The sequence below is a fragment of the Olsenella profusa DSM 13989 genome, assembly GCF_030811115.1.
Classification (GTDB): Bacteria; Actinomycetota; Coriobacteriia; order Coriobacteriales; family Atopobiaceae; genus Olsenella_F; species Olsenella_F profusa.
Genome location: NZ_JAUSQK010000001.1, coordinates 2104501 through 2120732, shown reverse-complemented (window position 1 = coordinate 2120732; position 16232 = coordinate 2104501). Strand labels below are relative to the sequence as shown.

The 16232-nt window shown below is 64.8% G+C and carries 15 protein-coding genes; 6 read left to right on the top strand and 9 right to left on the bottom strand.

Annotation, left to right across the window (positions count from 1 at the left end; all coding sequences use genetic code 11):
• Positions 1-23: 23 nt before the first annotated feature.
• A complete protein-coding gene (locus J2S71_RS09825) occupies positions 24-788 on the top strand; it encodes a DUF3592 domain-containing protein (RefSeq protein WP_307391340.1) in 765 nt (254 codons plus the stop codon).
• A gap of 133 nt (positions 789-921) precedes the next feature.
• On the opposite strand, the gene J2S71_RS09820 is transcribed toward J2S71_RS09825, so the two are convergent.
• Positions 922-1779: an NAD(P)H-dependent amine dehydrogenase family protein gene (locus tag J2S71_RS09820; protein ID WP_307391337.1), complete on the bottom strand. Its 858-nt coding sequence runs from the start codon at positions 1777-1779 to the stop codon at positions 922-924.
• A 350-nt stretch (positions 1780-2129) separates the two neighbouring features.
• On the opposite strand from J2S71_RS09820, the gene J2S71_RS09815 reads away from it, so the two are divergent.
• Together J2S71_RS09815 and J2S71_RS09810 are read left to right on the top strand one after the other, a co-directional pair.
• Positions 2130-2567: a transposase gene (locus J2S71_RS09815; protein ID WP_307389114.1), complete on the top strand. Its 438-nt coding sequence runs from the start codon at positions 2130-2132 to the stop codon at positions 2565-2567.
• A 7-nt stretch (positions 2568-2574) separates the two neighbouring features.
• Positions 2575-3216, top strand: a complete 642-nt coding sequence (locus tag J2S71_RS09810) for a transposase (protein ID WP_307389112.1) — start codon at positions 2575-2577, stop codon at positions 3214-3216.
• A 150-nt stretch (positions 3217-3366) separates the two neighbouring features.
• On the opposite strand, the gene J2S71_RS09805 is transcribed toward J2S71_RS09810, so the two are convergent.
• The 3 genes from J2S71_RS09805 to J2S71_RS09795 form a co-directional block, all read right to left on the bottom strand.
• The gene (locus J2S71_RS09805; RefSeq protein ID WP_307391333.1) at positions 3367-4275 is read right to left on the bottom strand and encodes a CPBP family intramembrane glutamic endopeptidase; all 909 of its coding nucleotides are present in this window, start codon (positions 4273-4275) and stop codon (positions 3367-3369) included.
• Between the two features lie 330 nt (positions 4276-4605).
• The gene (locus tag J2S71_RS09800) at positions 4606-6348 is read right to left on the bottom strand and encodes an ABC transporter ATP-binding protein (protein ID WP_307391330.1); all 1743 of its coding nucleotides are present in this window, start codon (positions 6346-6348) and stop codon (positions 4606-4608) included.
• On the bottom strand, positions 6349-8154 hold the full coding sequence (locus J2S71_RS09795; protein ID WP_307391326.1) for an ABC transporter ATP-binding protein: 1806 nt from the start codon (positions 8152-8154) through the stop codon (positions 6349-6351). It lies immediately after the preceding gene.
• A gap of 288 nt (positions 8155-8442) precedes the next feature.
• Here J2S71_RS09795 and J2S71_RS09790 point away from each other — a divergent pair, with 288 nt between their 5' ends.
• A complete protein-coding gene (locus J2S71_RS09790; RefSeq protein WP_021726981.1) occupies positions 8443-8622 on the top strand; it encodes an HAD hydrolase family protein in 180 nt (59 codons plus the stop codon).
• 16 nt (positions 8623-8638) lie between these two features.
• The gene (locus tag J2S71_RS09785) at positions 8639-9247 is read left to right on the top strand and encodes an HAD hydrolase family protein (protein WP_021727029.1); all 609 of its coding nucleotides are present in this window, start codon (positions 8639-8641) and stop codon (positions 9245-9247) included.
• A 67-nt stretch (positions 9248-9314) separates the two neighbouring features.
• On the opposite strand, the gene J2S71_RS09780 is transcribed toward J2S71_RS09785, so the two are convergent.
• From J2S71_RS09780 to J2S71_RS09760, 5 genes are all read right to left on the bottom strand, one after another.
• Positions 9315-9605: a type II toxin-antitoxin system Phd/YefM family antitoxin gene (locus J2S71_RS09780; RefSeq protein WP_021726945.1), complete on the bottom strand. Its 291-nt coding sequence runs from the start codon at positions 9603-9605 to the stop codon at positions 9315-9317.
• Between the two features lie 124 nt (positions 9606-9729).
• The gene (locus J2S71_RS09775) at positions 9730-11301 is read right to left on the bottom strand and encodes a DUF438 domain-containing protein (RefSeq protein WP_307391320.1); all 1572 of its coding nucleotides are present in this window, start codon (positions 11299-11301) and stop codon (positions 9730-9732) included.
• 213 nt (positions 11302-11514) lie between these two features.
• Positions 11515-12510 carry a CobW family GTP-binding protein gene (locus J2S71_RS09770; RefSeq protein ID WP_021727019.1) on the bottom strand — a complete coding sequence of 332 codons (996 nt, stop codon included), beginning with the start codon at positions 12508-12510 and terminating at the stop codon, positions 11515-11517.
• 81 nt (positions 12511-12591) lie between these two features.
• Positions 12592-13650, bottom strand: a complete 1059-nt coding sequence (locus J2S71_RS09765; RefSeq protein ID WP_021727028.1) for an NAD(P)-dependent alcohol dehydrogenase — start codon at positions 13648-13650, stop codon at positions 12592-12594.
• Between the two features lie 153 nt (positions 13651-13803).
• Positions 13804-14028, bottom strand: a complete 225-nt coding sequence (locus tag J2S71_RS09760; protein ID WP_021727011.1) for a beta-eliminating lyase domain protein — start codon at positions 14026-14028, stop codon at positions 13804-13806.
• Between the two features lie 663 nt (positions 14029-14691).
• On the opposite strand from J2S71_RS09760, the gene J2S71_RS09755 reads away from it, so the two are divergent.
• On the top strand, positions 14692-16185 hold the full coding sequence (locus J2S71_RS09755; protein ID WP_051333004.1) for a hypothetical protein: 1494 nt from the start codon (positions 14692-14694) through the stop codon (positions 16183-16185).
• The last annotated feature ends 47 nt before the right edge of the window (positions 16186-16232 follow it).

Genomic DNA, 16232 nt, shown 5'->3' with positions numbered 1-16232 from the left:
GGGACGGTTCATGGAGGTGCACGATGTTCGCAAAGAAGGTATGCAGGCTACTTGGAGTCATCTTCTCCGTCATCGGGGCAATCGTCCTCGCAGCGGGAATCTTCCTCTATGTTCGATCCCAGAGGGACTTTGCCGCAGGCGAGAAGGTCATGGCAACGATAGACAGCGTATACACCTATGACTCCTATAACCATAGCGGATCACGCACGACACGCGAAACCCGCTCCAACGTATACGTGAGCTATGAGTACAAGGGCCAGGAATATGATCACATCATGCTGCCTTACACCTCGTTAGACATGTATGAGGGACAACAGGTCGAGCTTCTGATCAATCCAGACAACCCAGGGGAGGTCATACCAACGTGGGGACTCATGTTCCCCCTGGTGATGCCCGGAGCCATCGGCGGTGTCTTCCTCGCCGTTGGCGTCGTGCTCCTCGTTATCGTCTTCCGAAGGGGAGCATCCTGGGAGCGCTCCGAAAAGGAGCTCAACCAGTCGGTCGACCAGATGCTTCACCAGGGATGTGCGCAGATGGGCAGCCAGCCTCTCAGTGGTGGGCAGGTCATCACGACGACCACCACGACGACAACGCACACGAGCGACGGACGAGAGGTCCGTCGCGAGGTGACAACGACGAGCACCACGAACCCCGCATCGCCCATCCCGTCGGAGGCGGCGGTCACGCCTTCCACTGCCCTGCCATCTGACGACTCCTCGAGCCCCACCCCACCATCCGAGGGCCCAACGTCCAACCCTCCCACCCTTGGCTGGGGAGACAGCCTGTAGGGTCAGGCACGGCACACGATGCAGGGGCGGCGAGCATCCAGCGCTCCAACCCGCGCCTTGCCGGGGATCGGGCATGCGACCTGCCTCGGCACTGGCTGGCACCGGGGCAGTGACCCGCGTGAGATTCGAGGACCTACCCCTTGACCTCGTCGACCATCATCGGCTGCGTGAGGTAGCGAAGCGGCTCGAGCTCGTCGAAGGTGTGGTACCCGGCGGGCGCATCGAGCACCGTGGGGATGCGATTGACGATGGTGGCGCACGTGTGCTCGACCGTCGCAGGCTTCTCCACATGGAAGACGGTGTCGGGCTCGCCCGTTATCTTCCAGTCGCAGAGGTCGCCGTCATCGGGCCCATACACCTTGCCAATCTGCGAGGTGACGATGTCTATGCCCTGGTAGGTCTTGGTGGTGACGCGCGTGTTCATGCCGATGACCTTGCCAGCGGGCACGGTGGCGCCCATGGTGGCCGAGTAGGTGTCCTCCTCGGCCACAAAGGGAACGTTCTCCTGTACGACCTGGGATACGGTGAGTCCCAGGTGCTGTGCGAGCGCCTCGTTGGAGTTCCACACATAGGAGGGCACGATCTCGTCGGGATGGGCGAGCGTCCGCTCGAACTCCTCGGGGGTGAGGCCCACGCCGTGCACCTTCGCCAGCGCTAGGCCGTAGTCCTCCACGTTGTAGCTCACGGCACCCTCGATGCGCTCCATGCGGTTCACGGCGCCGGCGAGGAGGCCCACGATGTGCACCCAGAAGACGTCCTCCATGCCGGCTCCCACCACGGTGCAGCCCGCCTGGCGGGCCATGGCATCGATGCGATTGGTGGCGGCCGAGGAGGTGGTCCAGGGGAAGGTGCACTCCTCACAGGTGGTGATGACGTTGATGCCGCGGCTCACGCACTTCTCGACCATCGGCTCGATGTCCGTGAGGAGGCTGAAGAGCTCGATGACCGCGGATGTGGGGGGCGCTCTCGTCCAGGACGCGATCGGCATCATCGCTGACCTTGACACCGAACCTGATGGGAAGCCCCGCGACGTCGCCAGCATCCATGCCGACGACCGTGGGGTTGATGTCGATGGCCCCGACGACCTGCGCCCCATGCTCGTGGAGGTAGCGAAGGGTGTGCCTCGCCATCTTCCCGCAACCGTACTGGACGACCCTGATTGGCCTGCGTCCCATACCGACCCCTTCCGTCGCATGCCTGAACAAAGGGCGGCACTGCCCCCATCGCCAGGTATTCCCAGACATGGCTCCCAAGCTCGCGCATAAGGGCAGCTAATTTGTGTCGCGCCCCCGTCGCACAATCGGTGCCGCAGGGCGAGGGCGTCGAGAGGGGCTGGGCGGCATGACGAGCATGAGCGCGCGGATGGTGGCGGCGGCGGACGGCGGCGGCGGGGACCTCCTGTCCTGGGTCGCGAGGCACGGGGACGAGGCGTCGTGCGAGGAGGGGCTGATGCGGCTGCGCTTCCCGGGCGGCTGGGTCTGCCCGAGGTGCGGCAACCGCAGGTGCAGCCCCGTAGCGGGCAGGCCGAGGAAGCGGCAGTGCACCCGCTGCAGGCTCCAGTTCTCGGTGACCTCCGGGACCCCGATGCAGGGCTCGAGGCTGCCGCTGCCGAAGTGGTTCCTGGCGTTCCGGCTCGTCGCCGGCTCGAAGAGGGGCGTCTCGGCCGCCGAGCTGGCCCGCGCCCTGGGCACGAGCGAGACCACCGCGCGATACGTGGTCCTGAGGCTGCGCGGCGCGATGTCCGCCGGATTGGGGCGCCTTCGGCCGGGTCTCGGGTGAGGCCGAGGTGGACGACTTCTTCGTGGGGGCCGCGGCCGCAGGGACCGTGGGCAGGGGGACCACCAGGCAGCCGATGATCTGCGCGGTGTCGCGCGGCGGCCGGGGCGGCCCCGGGACGTGCGCCCTCAGGGTCGTCCCCGACGCGGCGGGCGGGGCGTACTCGCGCTTCGCCGAGGAGCACGTGGGGGTGCTCTCGCACGTCCGCGCCGACATGTGGCAGGGCGTCACCGCCGGCCTGCGCGGCTGGCCGGGGCTCGACCAGCGCCCGTTCGACGCGTCGGACCCGGCCTCCTCGCTCGCGCTCGTGCACCACGTGATATCGGACTTCAAGGCGTACGCCCTCGGCACCTTCCACGGGCTGTCGCGGGCGAGGCTGCAGGGCGTGTGCGACGAGTTCAGCTGGAGGTACTGCCACAGGGGCCCCGCGCCGGCGTCCGCGCTCGCCGCCGACGTCGCGGCCGCCCCGCACGTCCCCCGCGCCGAGCTCGAGGCCTCGTTCGGCCCGCAGCCCCGCGTCGCGAGCCCGAGGGCGCGCACGGGGGCGAGGGTCAGGCAGCGCGAGCGCGTCGAGGAGCTGCTGCGCGAGGCCGGGCCGGGCGACGGCCTGCTGGGGCTGCTCGACGACGGCTTCCGGGAGCGGAGGGAGTGAGGGGGTTATGCGCGAGCTTGGGGGCCATGTTCCCAGATTCCGGTGGGCGGGCGAAGGGAGTCGCCGAGCGTGCGCAACCCTTCGAGGAGAGGGGACGCATGCGGCATGCCATGGGCCCTGCGGAGGGACCTGCGGACAGGGGGCCCACCCTCATGCATGTGAACGGGAGGAGCCGCCCTCATTGTGGATGGTGGCAAGCCTCGTCCAGCACAGGACGGCCAACGCCATGAGCGGGATGCCCGCGACGATGCCGGCAGGCGATGGTCCCGTGAGGATGACGCCGTCCAGGCAGAAGTAGACCCCCACGCCCGCGATCCCGTTGAGCGCACCGTGGGCGAGGGCGCACGACCACACGCTTCCCGTGCGCATGCGCAGGTACGAGAGGCACAGCGACAGGCTCGTGCAGAACACGACCATCGAGAGGATCCCCAGCACGGGGAAGCCCGGATAGCCCATGCCAAAGTTGTGCCCCATCATGGTGATGGGCGCATGCCACAGCCCCCAGATGGCCCCCACCACCAGGGCGGCCGCACGTGACGACAGGCGCTCGCACAGCGTGGGGAACAGCATGCCCCGCCACCCTGCCTCCTCGCCAAGGGCGGGAATCATGTTGATGAAGGGGGCGATGAGGATGGTGGTCGCCAGCTGCGTGGCCAGCAGCAGCGGAACCTGGCTGCCGTCGGCGTAGCCCGATGCCCGCGCGGCCTCGGCGAAGTATGAGGCGGATGGGTCGAAAAGCTGGGGGTAGACCGCAAAGAACACGACGCAGCCCGCCAGGGTGACCACCGTCGGCAGGAACCATGCCGCAAGATAGGGGCGCACATGGCCCTCTATCTGGGGGCGCAGGCCCAAGTCCAGGCGCTCGGCCCTCCCGCACGCCGCGTTGGCGGCGAGCGCGCCCACCAGGGGACAGAACATCCCCAGAGTCGTGAGCGCCACCATGAGGACCGACGAGCCCAGCCCCTGGGCAAAGGATCCGGTGGCGATGCCCGCCGGAATCCACAGCCCCCAGGTGAGGCCGAAGGTCACCACCAGGTAGATGACGAGACGTCTTCTCATCGCCGGCCTCCTCTCCTCAGGCCCTCGCTGGCATGGAGACGCCGCATCGCCCGGCAGAGGAGGGCGACGGGGCGCCGTGGGGCCATGGCGCTGCCCGCATGCGACCTCATTATGCCACCGTTGTTCCCTGACCCTCCGCAGAGGATGACGATTTCGAGACCGTGACTGGAATCGTCATGAGGTTCTGGAGGGGCTGGTCGCATCCGCCATGGAAGCCTCGCTGCGATATCCCCTGATGGCTCTCCCCCATCTACCCCTGCACCTTCCGGTGCGTCGGCGAGTGGGAGGCAGACCACGAACGGGACGAACGGCCGACCCACGGCGTGACGGTCAGATGCTCCAGCCCGCAGACTGCTGCTGCAGCTCTGACATGCGACGAAACATTCCGTCCTCCCGTGCCCTGAGCTCGGCGGGGGAGCCCTCCTCGACGACCCTGCCCTTGCCCAGCACGACGACCTTGTCGGCGTTCTCCACGGTGCGCATGCGATGCGCGATCACGAGGACCGTCTTGCCCACGAGCAACCTCGTGAGAGCCTCCTGGACCTGGGTCTCGTTCTCGACGTCAAGCGAGGCCGTGGCCTCGTCCATCAGGACGATGGGCGCATCCTTCAGCAGAGCGCGCGCGATGGAGATGCGCTGGCGCTCTCCGCCAGAGAGACGGCTGCCGTTCTCGCCAATCACGGTGTCGTAGCCCTGGGGCAGCTGCCCGACGAAGCCGTCGCAGTTGGCCGCGCGTGCCGCAGCGAGGACCTCCTCGTCGGTGGCATCCTTGCGACCCAGACGGATGTTGGCCATGACCGTATCGTCGAAGAGCGTCACGTCCTGGAAGACCACGGCATAGTCTGCGAGAAGGACCTCGGGATCCACTGTCGAGACGTCGACGCCGCCCACGCGCACCGTGCCCGAGCTCGCATCCCAGAGGCGCGCCGCAAGGCATGCGCAGGTCGACTTGCCCGATCCCGACGGACCTACGAGGGCCGTCACCTCACCTTCCCTCGCCGTGAAGCTCACGCCGTCGAGGACGCGCTCGCCCTGGTAGGCAAAGCCCACGTCATCGAAGACGATGTCGTGACCGGCGGGCGCGAACGCCTCCTGCCCCCGCGCCACGGGCTCGTCGTAGATGGACTGGAGCCGCGAGGCCGCGACCTCGGACGCAAGCATCTCGGCGATGAGGGCGAGCGCCTGGTCGAAGGGTGCGTAGATGCGCGTGACCGTGAGCAGGAAGGCAAAGTAGACCATGAAGCCGATCTGACCGGAGAGCATGAGGGCGGCCCCCGCGACGACGGTGGTGGCAACGCCCATGCGCATGATCACCGACGCGGCGTTGACCGAGAGCCCCGTCTTGAGCTCGCTTGCGGTCTGGCTGGCCTCCGCATGATCGATCTTCTTACGCAGCCCGTCGAGATGGCGCTCCTCCTGATTGGTGGCACGGATCTCACGGACGTTCTCGAGCGTCTCCTGGATCGCGTCGGAGACCCCGAGGGAATCGGCACGCGCCGCCCTCTGGCTCTCGAGCGTCACCCTACGCAGGCCAAAGAGCAGTCCAAATGCCAAGGGCACGCTCCAGAGCACCGCAAGGGCGAGGCGCCACTCGAACGCGAACAGCCCCACGGCCACGATGGCCGTCGACACGTAGGCCCCGTAGAGGTAGCCCAGGACATGCGACCACACATGTTCGAGGGCGTCCACGTCGCCCATGATGGTCTCGGAGAGGTCGGCAAGGTCGCGGCCCATGAAGAAGGACAGCGGCAACCTGCGCAGGCGCTCGGCAAGGCTGATGCGCAGCATTCCCACTTCGTGGTAGACCGTGCCGTAGGTGTTGAAGTACTGCTGCTTGTGGGCGAGGAACGACACCACCACGAACGCGACCAGCAGGGCTGCGTAGGGCAGGATGGACGGTAGCTCCCCGCCCTCGGTGAGCGCCATCACGAGCTGCGCCATGAGCTGGTAGAGGAACACGATGCCCGCGAAGTCTATGAGGTTGACCGCGATGGTCCACAGCGCGCCCTTCTTCACGTTGGTCACGCCCTGGTCGGTAAGCGCGAAGCGCCTCTTGAACCTCTCGCCAAACATCTAGGCCACCCCCTTCGAGATCTTCCACGAGACGGCCGTCTGGTAGTCAGCCCACATGCGCGCATAGAGACCGCCTGAGGCGACGAGCCCCTCATGCGATCCCTGTTCGACCACATGCCCGTGGTCGAGGACCACGATCTTGTCAGCACCCACGACGGTCGTGAGCCGGTGGGCGACCATGATCACCGTGCGGCCCTGTGCCAGGCGCTTGAAGGCCCTCTGGATGAGCCGCTCGTTCTCCGGGTCGGCAAAGGCCGTGGCCTCGTCGAGCACGACGATGGGGGCGTCCTTGAGGATCGCTCGGGCAAGGATGATGCGCTGCTGCTCACCACCCGAGAGGTAGGTTCCCCTCGTGCCGATGATCGTGTCGACGCCGTCGGGGAGCTTGGCGATGATGTCGTCGCACTGGGCCGCCGAGAGCGCCTTGCCGATCTCCTCGCGCGTCGCGTCGGGGCGCGCGGCACGTACGTTATCAAGGATCGAGGACTTGAAGAGCCGGTTGTTCTGGAAGACGAAGGCCACGTTGTCCATCAGCACATGCGGGTCCATCTCACGCACGTCGACGCCACCAACGAGCACCGACCCGGAGTCGGTATCCCAGAAGCGGGGGACGAGGCTGGCGGCCGTGGTCTTGCCGCCACCGGACGGCCCAACGAGCGCGACCGTGGAGCCGGCGGGGGCCCTGAACGAGACGCCATCGAGGGCGGGGTGCCCCGCACCCTCGTAGGTGAAGCGCACGTCACGAAACTCGACGTCATTGCCTTGGGGCGCCTGGGGGTTGTCGGCGACCGTCATCTGAGGCGCGTCCAAGACCTCCTCGATGCGCCTGAGGGCGTCATTGGCCTGCATCATGCCGCCGCCGGCGAACATGATCTTGGAGAGCGCCGTCGATATGATGGCCGAGAAGATCGCGTAGAACGCGAAGTCCGTCACAAGGCCGGCGAGGTCGCCCGCAGCAAGCGCGCCGGGTGCAAGCAGGATCACGACGGGGAGCAAGAACACGAAGGCCCCCTCGATGAAGGTGAGGTTGATGCTCTGGGGAACCTCGCAGACCGTACGCTGGTACTTGTCGGCAAGATCGCCGTACCTCTCGATGGAGACCTTGAGCGCCTTGAAGGAGTGGGCCGTCTGCTGGAATACCTTCACCACGGGGATGCCACGCACGTACTCGGTGGTCGCGTGGCTCATGTCATCAAGGGCGTCCTGGTACACGCTCATGAACTGCATCTTGTCCGGCCCCATCATGGAGAAGATGCACGCGAACGATATGATCACGGCCAGCAGGCAGGCAAGGCCCATGCGCCAGTCATAGGCAAAGAGGAGCACCACGGTGGCGACGAACATCACCACGGTGCCCGAGATGTCGGCGAGGTTGTGTGCGCAGAGCTGCTCGATGTTGGCGCTCATCTTGTCGATGCGACGGCGCAGCAGGCCCGAGGCATGCATGTCAAAGTAGCCGAGAGGGGCGTGCATGAGCCGATCAGTGCACATCTTTCGCACGTTGGACTGCATGCGAAACGCTGCCAGGTGCGTGCACATGAGGCCCGCGAAGTACACCATGATGCCCACGACCGAGAACCAGAACGCCGACCAGCCGTAGCCAGCGATGCTGGTGGCACGCCCCCAGTCGGGGGCCACCGAGACGAGGTCGCGCACCACCAGCCAGATGTAGACGTAGGGCATCATGGTGAACACCATCGACACGGCAACGAGCATGCATCCGATGATGACCAGTGGCCTCCTTGTTCCCGCAAACACCAGGATACGTCCTATGGTTCCGTCCTTGTTCCCCTTGGCTCCCGACATGTTCACTCCCCTGCAGACGATGGCGCCACGGCTCCTTTCCGGCACAATAGTTAACCTTTAGTAACTTAACTCTTTCTACTCTGGTAGGCAACCCCACATTCTTGTCATCATCCGGATGCATCGCCTCGCATCCGATCCTCCGCCAACGCATGTCGGGCGAGCCATGCGCGCTGGGTCGCACACCCGCCCACAGCATGGCCCTCCTCAAGGTCAAAGGGCGTTGCATCAAAGTCCCACCGTGCCAGATACGCTAACCTAGACAAAAAGGGCTCATGCAGGGGAGTGCACATGCCGAATGTCAAGATGGTGGCCGTCGACATGGACGGCACGTTCTGTAGAAGCGACACCACGATCGACGAGCATCGCTTCGGGCCCGTCCTTGCCCGCATGCAGGAGGTGGGCTGCCACTTCGTGGTGGCGAGCGGCAAACCAATATCGGCTGCTGAGGGACTTCTTTCCTGGCTATGACGAGGAGCTGGCCTTTGTGGCTGAGAACGGCTCCTTCGTCAAAGATGGTCCCGAGGTGGTCTTCATAGGAGAGGTCGATCCCAAGGCCACCAAGACGGTCATCGATTGGATTCACCACCATGACGAGACGCGCGGCGTCATGTGCGGAGTGAGGAGCGCCTACGTGGAGCGCGGGGCCGTGACGCAGGCGTGGCGCGACTACATGTGGACGTGGTACCACCACCTTGAGTGGGTCGATGACTTCCGCGCGGTGGACGACGCCATCATCAAGTTCTTCGTCGAGGTGCCCAACGAGAAGACCATGGCCTATCACGACCTGCTCAGCAGGGAGCTTGGCGGCCTTATGGTTCCCACCACGTCCGGACATGGCTCCATCGACATCATCATCCCTGGATGCCACAAGGCCTCGGGGGTGGAACGCCTTGCAACGCGTTGGGGCATCGATGCCAGCCAGGTTGTCGCCTTTGGGGACGGCGGCAATGATATCGAGATGCTTAGGTATGCCGGCGTTGGCTATGCCGTGGACAATGCCACGGACGACGTGAAGGCCGTCGCGAACAGAACCTGTCCCTCCAATGACGAGGATGGCGTGCTACAGGTGCTCGAGAGGCTCTTCCCAGGGTAAGCTGCAGGTGAGATTCCACCGTCGGGCGCTCAGATAGTCAAGAACGATATTGGTGTTCAGAAGCACCCTATCCAAGACGACTCATCCTCTCCTCACCCAGAAGGTCGCGATCCGAGAGTGGGGGATTCCACTCTGGCTCTGTCGCGATACCCTGGTCAATCGCATCAGTGAGCGCACGCAGTCGCGCCAAGCGTGCGCGTCTCTCGGCGCATACGGCATCTGCGGGCTGTATGGTCACCCATGGTCGGTTGTTCCTGAGCACGACGAGCGCATGACCCGACGCGTTCACCTGAGATGCCAGCTCGCTGAAGCGATTCTTTGCCTCCCGCACTCCCACGGGCTTCGGCGTGTCCCCCATGACAGCACCTTTCCTCTATCTATAAGTAGCTATGTAGTATCAAGTGTAGCTACTTTGGAAAAGTGTCTGTACTATGGATCTCGTCGCATTGAGCAGAAGGTCGTCGTGCTACTCGCACACCTACCTAGCTGCCCTCGTGCTTCCGGATAAGGGTCTCGATGGCACTGATGAGCTCGTCCATGCCCATGCCCGAGCGCTCTGACATCATCCCTACCGTCGCCTTGGGAATCACCACGCGAGCCAGCGGCGAGTTGAGCATAGCAAACTTGCCGTTCACCTTCGGGAGCTCCTGCTTGAGCCAGGGATGACTTGTGAGGAGGTCCTGGAGCCTCGTGTCTCCGTTGATGGCGGCGACGGACGCGGAGGGTGACGAGGGCGACGGCTCGGGTTCGGGCGCGGGTGCCTCCTCCCCCGTCTTGCCATGCTCCTCCTCGCTCCAGGTGAGCAGCGTCCGCGAGCCCTCGAGGCTGCGGATGTGCGTGCCGTCCTGCATCATCTCGAGGATGCCGCGGAAGTTTCCCTGCTCGTCCCTCACCGCGAGGTAGGTGATGTAGATGAACAGGTCGGGCTTGTTGATCCAGAACTCGGCCCTGTCCTGCTCGCCAGCGCGGAACTTGTCGATGATCTCGCGGACGACCTGCGCAGACTTGCGCGGGTGGCAGTTCATGACCTCACGGCCGATCACGTTCTTGCTGCGTGGGAAGACGCGGTGCTTGGTGTCGGTGTAGAAACACACGAGCTCGTCCTCGTCCACATAGGACAGGTCGACCGGCATGTGCCGGTAGATGAGGTTGATCTGCTCGAGCGTGAGCGAGCCCTCGGCCACATGGAGCTTGGACGTGGGTGTCACACCGCCCAGGCCATGCCTGCCAAGGAGCGCCAGCAGGTCCTGCGAGAGGTCGCCGCCGGTGGGCGTGTCGACAGCCTGAGCAGGACGTGCCGGCTCCGGGCTCTTCTCGCCTGCATCGATCCACGCAAAGCCGATCTCACGGTCACCGGAGTCCATCTGGGCGAGCTCATCCTCGCTGAGCATGATGAGCGAGGTGGGGTATAGGACGTTCTCCTCCTTGGAGATGAGGTCACGGAGGTCGGCCACGAGCGTCGGCTGCATCGCCACAAACGCGTCCTCGTCGCCGTCGTCTAGGAGCTCGCGTGCTTGGCCGATCTCGTCCCAGACAAAGTCGTCGAGCGTCCACATTGTGGTCGTGGGGCGGTCGAAGCCCTTGCGCTCGAGCACGGAGTAGAGCTGGTTCTGCTTGCGTGAGAGGTGGCGCTTGTACGCGCGCAGGCGGTCATAGATCTCGAGCCACTGGTTCTTGATGACGGGGTACTGGACGAGGTCCTCTATGGAGAGGCAGATCTTCTCGAGCTCGTCGTTCTCGGCGTAGTAGCGGGCGATGGGGTGGCCTGCCGGCAGATCTGGACGGGAGCGGTCGATGAGCCCCTCGAAGAGGTCGAGCATGCCCTGGATGTCCTCCTTCTGGCACTGCCCCTCCTCGAACTCCTCGAGCTCCTGCTCGGCGAGGGCAACCTCGTAGGGCTTGATGGAGTCGACCCTCTCGCGCAGACGACGGCGCCCCTCCTCGAGCGTTATGGATCCCTCGTTGTATGCCCGCTTGACCTCGAGGACAAACCTGAGCTTGTCCATGTCGGCGGTGGGCACGTGGCTGGCCATGCTCTCTGTGCGCTGCTTCATCCGTGGCTCCTTCCGTGGGGCGTTCTCGGACGAGTTTTGTTTGTCTTAACTTACTCTACCCAGAGGATGAAGCGCCTACGCATGCCGCGGATAAATTCCTATTAAAACAGTACCATTTATTCGGAGGAGCTTGCGTTGAGGTTGCGCAACGGGCGCCAGGGCACCGAGCCGGCTGCCCACCCGTACGGGCACATCAGGGGCAATGAGCGACGCTCAACGCTCCTTCTCGTGGTGTCCACGATGGTCATGCCCCTGTTCGTGCTCATGGTGATGCTCGTGGTGGATCTCGGCATCGTCGCGCCAGAGCGCCGGGACGAACACCTCGCGCAGACCGCTGCGGTAGAGGTCACGCCCGATGAAGACGCAGCGGGCCTCCTCGGCCTCGTCCGCCCCCGTGATTGCCCAGGCGCGCTCCACCAAATCGAAGCGCAGCCACTGATTGCCGCAGGGCAGGGCACCCTTGGCACGGTCGAGCCGTCCGAAGACGCCGGCTGACAAGGCGTCCAGAACCCATGCGAGGTGACCCAACGTGGGGAGACTCGCATGTTCGAGCGCCATGGTCTCCAGCTCGTCGGCCTCGGGGTCCTCCTTGCCGCCGGCACCCGCGTCCACGTTGGAGCTACAGCCTAAGCCTCGCGTCAGGAGGGATGCCCACCACTCGTCCGGCAGCTCGGACCAGGCGCTGGCCACAAGCTCCGCACTTGGGTTGAGCTCTGCCGCCAGCCCCATGGCGGCTCGCTCGGCACCGATGACGCCAAGCTTCGAAACGACGATGGTCGCGGCGCTCCCCACTTGGTCGTCAAAAACCTCGGGAGCGTTTCTGCGCTGCGCTTCCCAGGCACCGGCATCCACGATGGTGACGGGCGCCAGAAGCTCGATGCGCTCCCAGACCACCTGCACGAGGTTTTTCATCACGCGACCGAGCCGCGCCACGCCCGTAGGCTCCACGATGAGGTACTCGGGGTCGAGCGTGTTGGAGATCGTGAGCACAGAGGTGGCGAAGTCCTGCCTACCCGAGCAGCAGATGCAGTTCTCGGCCGACTCCCACACCTTGATGTCCGAGTCGGCCCTCAGGCGCCTGGCGTCGACATCGGCCTCACCGTACTCGTTCTCGTAGATAACGACGTCCTTGCCCGTGCGGTGCACGAGCTCCTGGATGAACGTCGTCTTGCCCGCGCCCAAAAATCCCGAGACGACAAGGACCCTCACTATGCGATACCCCCTGGGGACGCGAGCGGCATGAAGAAGGGGCCACCGCACGAGGCGATGGCCCCCGACAGGCGAGACGAGCTAGTCGATCACGACGACCGGCTTGATGAGATCGGCGGGCTTGTCCCTCATGAGGAAGAGCGCCTCCTCAAGGTGGTCCCAGCCGTGGAACGCATGCGTGACCTCGGGGTGCAGGTCGAGGCGGCCGGACGAGACGAGGCTGGCAAGCTTCTCCATGCGCAGGCGGCCGCCGGGCATGAGGCCACCACGGATGTCCTTGTGGCCCATGCCGACGCCCCACTCCACACGTGGGATGTTGATGTAATCGCCCGAGCCGAGGTAGTTGACGTTGCCGATCTTGCCGCCAGCCTTGAGGGCCTTGATGGCCGGCTCGAAGGTCTCCACGGTTCCGCCCGCGATGCAGACGCGGTCGACGCCCTTGCCGCCGGTGAGCTCCATGACCTGCTCGTCGATGGGCCCGTTCTTGTAGGAGACGAAGTCGGTGGCGCCATAGCCCTTGGCCGCCTCGATGCAGACGGGACGCGTGCCCACGGCGATGATGCGGGAGGCGCCGCGCAGGGCCGCGCCGGCGACGCTCATGAGGCCCACGGGGCCGATGCCGATGACGAGGACGACGTCGCCAAACTGCACGTCGGCGAGCTCGACGGCGTGAAAGCCGGTGGGGACCATGTCGGAGAGGATGCAGGCATCGGCGGGATCCATGCCCTCGGGCATGAGGGCGAGGTTGCCGTCGGCGTCGTTGACGTGGAAGTACTCGGAGAAGACACCATCCTTGAAGTTGGAGAACTTCCAGCCGGCCAGCATGCCGCCGGAGTGCATGGAATAGCCGGCCTGGGCCTCGAGGGAGTTCCAGTCGGGGGTGATGGCGGGAACGAGCACGCGGTCTCCGGGCTTGAAGTCCTTGACCTCGGAGCCCACCTCGACGACCTCGCCGGAGGCCTCGTGGCCGAGGATCATGTCGTGGCGGTCGCCGAGCGCGCCCTCCCACAGCGTGTGGACGTCGGAGGTACAGATGGCGACGGCGAGCGGCTTGACGATGGCATCGAGCGGGCCGCACTTGGGCGTCTCCTTCTCGATCCAACCGGACTCGCCGATCCTGAGCATTGCGTAACCTTTCATGAAACACCCTCTTTCTCTTTGAAAAGCACTGATTCCGCTTCCGAACGGTCGCAGGACGTCCCCTGAACGTGCTAAAAAACCGTTATGAGTCTACCATCCGAAACGGGTTGGAAACAACAGAAGGCCAAGGGCCGAGACGGAGCCTTCCATCCCTCACAGAGCCGCCACAAGCGCGTCCACGTCCTCGGGCGTCATCGCCCAGATGGTCGCGACGCGCACGATCGTGCGGCCATCTGGCAGGCGACTCAGGTCGGCGAGCGTCACGTCGTTCCCATCTGCGGCGAGCGCGTAGGCCAGGCGCGCACCGTCCACGAACAGCCTCATGTCATAACGGTGGCAGGTCTCGGAGAGCCCATCGAGTTCCGCAAGCCACCACACCCTGCCAGGGGACGAGCGCCGTGTCGATGATCGCGCTTTTCAAACAGCAGAACTGTCAATGAGGTTGGCTCGTATCGAAGGGTAGCAAGGAGGCATGCCGGATGGATGCCACGAAGTGTGAGGCTTACCTCAAGATTGCCCAGCGCACGAGCGAGGGGTGACGGACGCGCAGGCGCTTCCATGCTGCCGTCACACCTCGACGGAGACGGTCGTCTCCAAGGCACGCTAGGGTCACGACATGAAGCGATAGGGCATCTAGCCCTTCCACCTTCCTTCCAGCTTACGTACAGCATCGTGACCCGAAGGTGTTACCTGAGTCTTAAGCCGCTAAGGCGATCCCGGACAACGGTACAAGACCCTCATCGGCCACGCCCTGCCTCCAGGGTCGACCACGGCGAGGGGGGAGCCATGACAACAAAAAACAGCAACAGGGACTGCAACGATTTGGTCCGGCGTGCTGGTATGGCAGTCGTGACGGGAGCCCTTGTGCTTTCACTGATACCAACCGGCGCATTCGCAGCCGAGAGCGACACGTCGTCGTCTGCGTCAAGCAGTTCGCAAGGCACGACCTCCAGCAGCCCTGCACCCAACGGGGGGACGGCTCCCGGCGGTGCACCCCCCAGTGACGATGCAGGTTCCGGCGGCCCTGGCGGCGCCAACACCATGACCTTCGACTACAACGGCAGCTATTCGGGAGTGCTTACCGCAGACGGGGAGTCCGTCAGCTCTGAGGGCGAGTCCTCCTCGGCAACCGATGCCGGCCAGAACGTGGCGCTCGCACAGAACGGCGGCATACTCGCCATCACGAACGGGAGCCTGGACAAGTCGGGAGACGACACCAACGGGGACAGCTGCAACTTCTATGGGCTGAACTCCATCCTGCTGGGCGTTGGGACAGGCTCGCAGATAAACGTATCCTCGAGCAGACTCAACGCCAACTCCGAGGGTTCCAATGCCATCTTTGCGACCGATGGGGCGACCGTCTACGCGAACGATGACGCCATCACCACCAGCGCCGGAAACTCCCGCGGGCTGGACGCCACCTATGGGGGCACGATCGTCGCCAACAAGATGGACATCTCGACGCAGGGGGACCACAGCGCCTCCGTCGCGACCGACCGCGGCGGCGGTGACATCTCGCTTACAGACTCGAGCCTCCAGACGGCCGGGTCGGGCTCTCCCCTGCTCTACTCGACCGGAGACATCGAGGTCAATAACGTCACGGGAACCGCGACGGGCAGCCAGATCGCCGGCATGGAGGGGCTCAACACCATTCTGATCAACAACTCGACGCTCGAGTCTACGATCACCGATAAGACCGCCTCGGACCCCATTGCCGACGGCATCATCATCTATCAGTCCACCTCGGGCGACGCCGAGTCGACCACGGGCGAGGCGGCCTCGTTCCAGGCGGCGAACTCCACGCTCAGGAGCGCCATCAGCTCCGGTTCGATGTTCTACCTCACCAACACGACGGCGAGCATCGTCCTGTCCAACACTACGCTCGACTTCGATTCCAGCGCAGCAAACCTCCTGCAGGCCGAGGGCAACGATTCCAACGGCTGGGGAACGGCCGGTTCCAACGGCGCGACGGTCACCCTCACAGGCATCGGACAGACGCTGAGGGGCACCATCTCCGCTGATACCATCAGCTCCGTCACCGCATACCTGACCGAGGGCAGCATATGGACCGGTGCGGCGACGATCATAGAGAACGCGAGTGCGACAAGCACGAGCGACGCACCCATCAGCGTCGACGTCGACGGCACGTCCACATGGGTCGTCTCGGCCGACTCGACGCTCACCAACCTCACCGTGGCCGAGGGTGGCAAGGTGGTCGATGGCGATGGCAATGCCGTAACGATAGTCGATGCGTCAGGCAACGTCCTCGTCCGGGGTACGTCCGACGTCACCGTCACGGTCAGGGGCAGCTACTCCACGAGCTACGACGCGTCGGGCGCAGGCGCCCTCGCGACCGAGACGATCGACCGTTCCGACTTCGACGGCCAGTACGGGACCGACACCGACTTCTCCATGGGAGACGACAGCGCCCAGGCGGCTTCGCCCATCGGACCGGATGACGCCTCTAAGACGGACGGCGGCTCCTGGTGGGACGACATCGTAAGCTTCTTCAAGGAACTGCTTGGCATCGGCTAGGATCAGGCCATCACCACTCCGAGAGGCACGCGGCCAATCACACCCAT

Excerpts from the sequence above, each read along its gene's own strand:
- J2S71_RS09825 (WP_307391340.1), top strand. The coding sequence starts at position 24 with ATGTTCGCAAAGAAGGTATGCAGGCTACTTGGAGTCATCTTCTCCGTC.
- J2S71_RS09820 (WP_307391337.1), bottom strand. The coding sequence starts at position 1,779 with ATGATGCCGATCGCGTCCTGGACGAGAGCGCCCCCCACATCCGCGGTC.
- J2S71_RS09815 (WP_307389114.1), top strand. The coding sequence starts at position 2,130 with ATGACGAGCATGAGCGCGCGGATGGTGGCGGCGGCGGACGGCGGCGGC.
- J2S71_RS09805 (WP_307391333.1), bottom strand. The coding sequence starts at position 4,275 with ATGAGAAGACGTCTCGTCATCTACCTGGTGGTGACCTTCGGCCTCACC.
- J2S71_RS09800 (WP_307391330.1), bottom strand. The coding sequence starts at position 6,348 with ATGTTTGGCGAGAGGTTCAAGAGGCGCTTCGCGCTTACCGACCAGGGC.
- J2S71_RS09795 (WP_307391326.1), bottom strand. The coding sequence starts at position 8,154 with ATGTCGGGAGCCAAGGGGAACAAGGACGGAACCATAGGACGTATCCTG.
- J2S71_RS09790 (WP_021726981.1), top strand. The coding sequence starts at position 8,443 with ATGCCGAATGTCAAGATGGTGGCCGTCGACATGGACGGCACGTTCTGT.
- J2S71_RS09780 (WP_021726945.1), bottom strand. The coding sequence starts at position 9,605 with ATGGGGGACACGCCGAAGCCCGTGGGAGTGCGGGAGGCAAAGAATCGC.
- J2S71_RS09775 (WP_307391320.1), bottom strand. The coding sequence starts at position 11,301 with ATGAAGCAGCGCACAGAGAGCATGGCCAGCCACGTGCCCACCGCCGAC.
- J2S71_RS09765 (WP_021727028.1), bottom strand. The coding sequence starts at position 13,650 with ATGAAAGGTTACGCAATGCTCAGGATCGGCGAGTCCGGTTGGATCGAG.
- J2S71_RS09755 (WP_051333004.1), top strand. The coding sequence starts at position 14,692 with ATGACCTTCGACTACAACGGCAGCTATTCGGGAGTGCTTACCGCAGAC.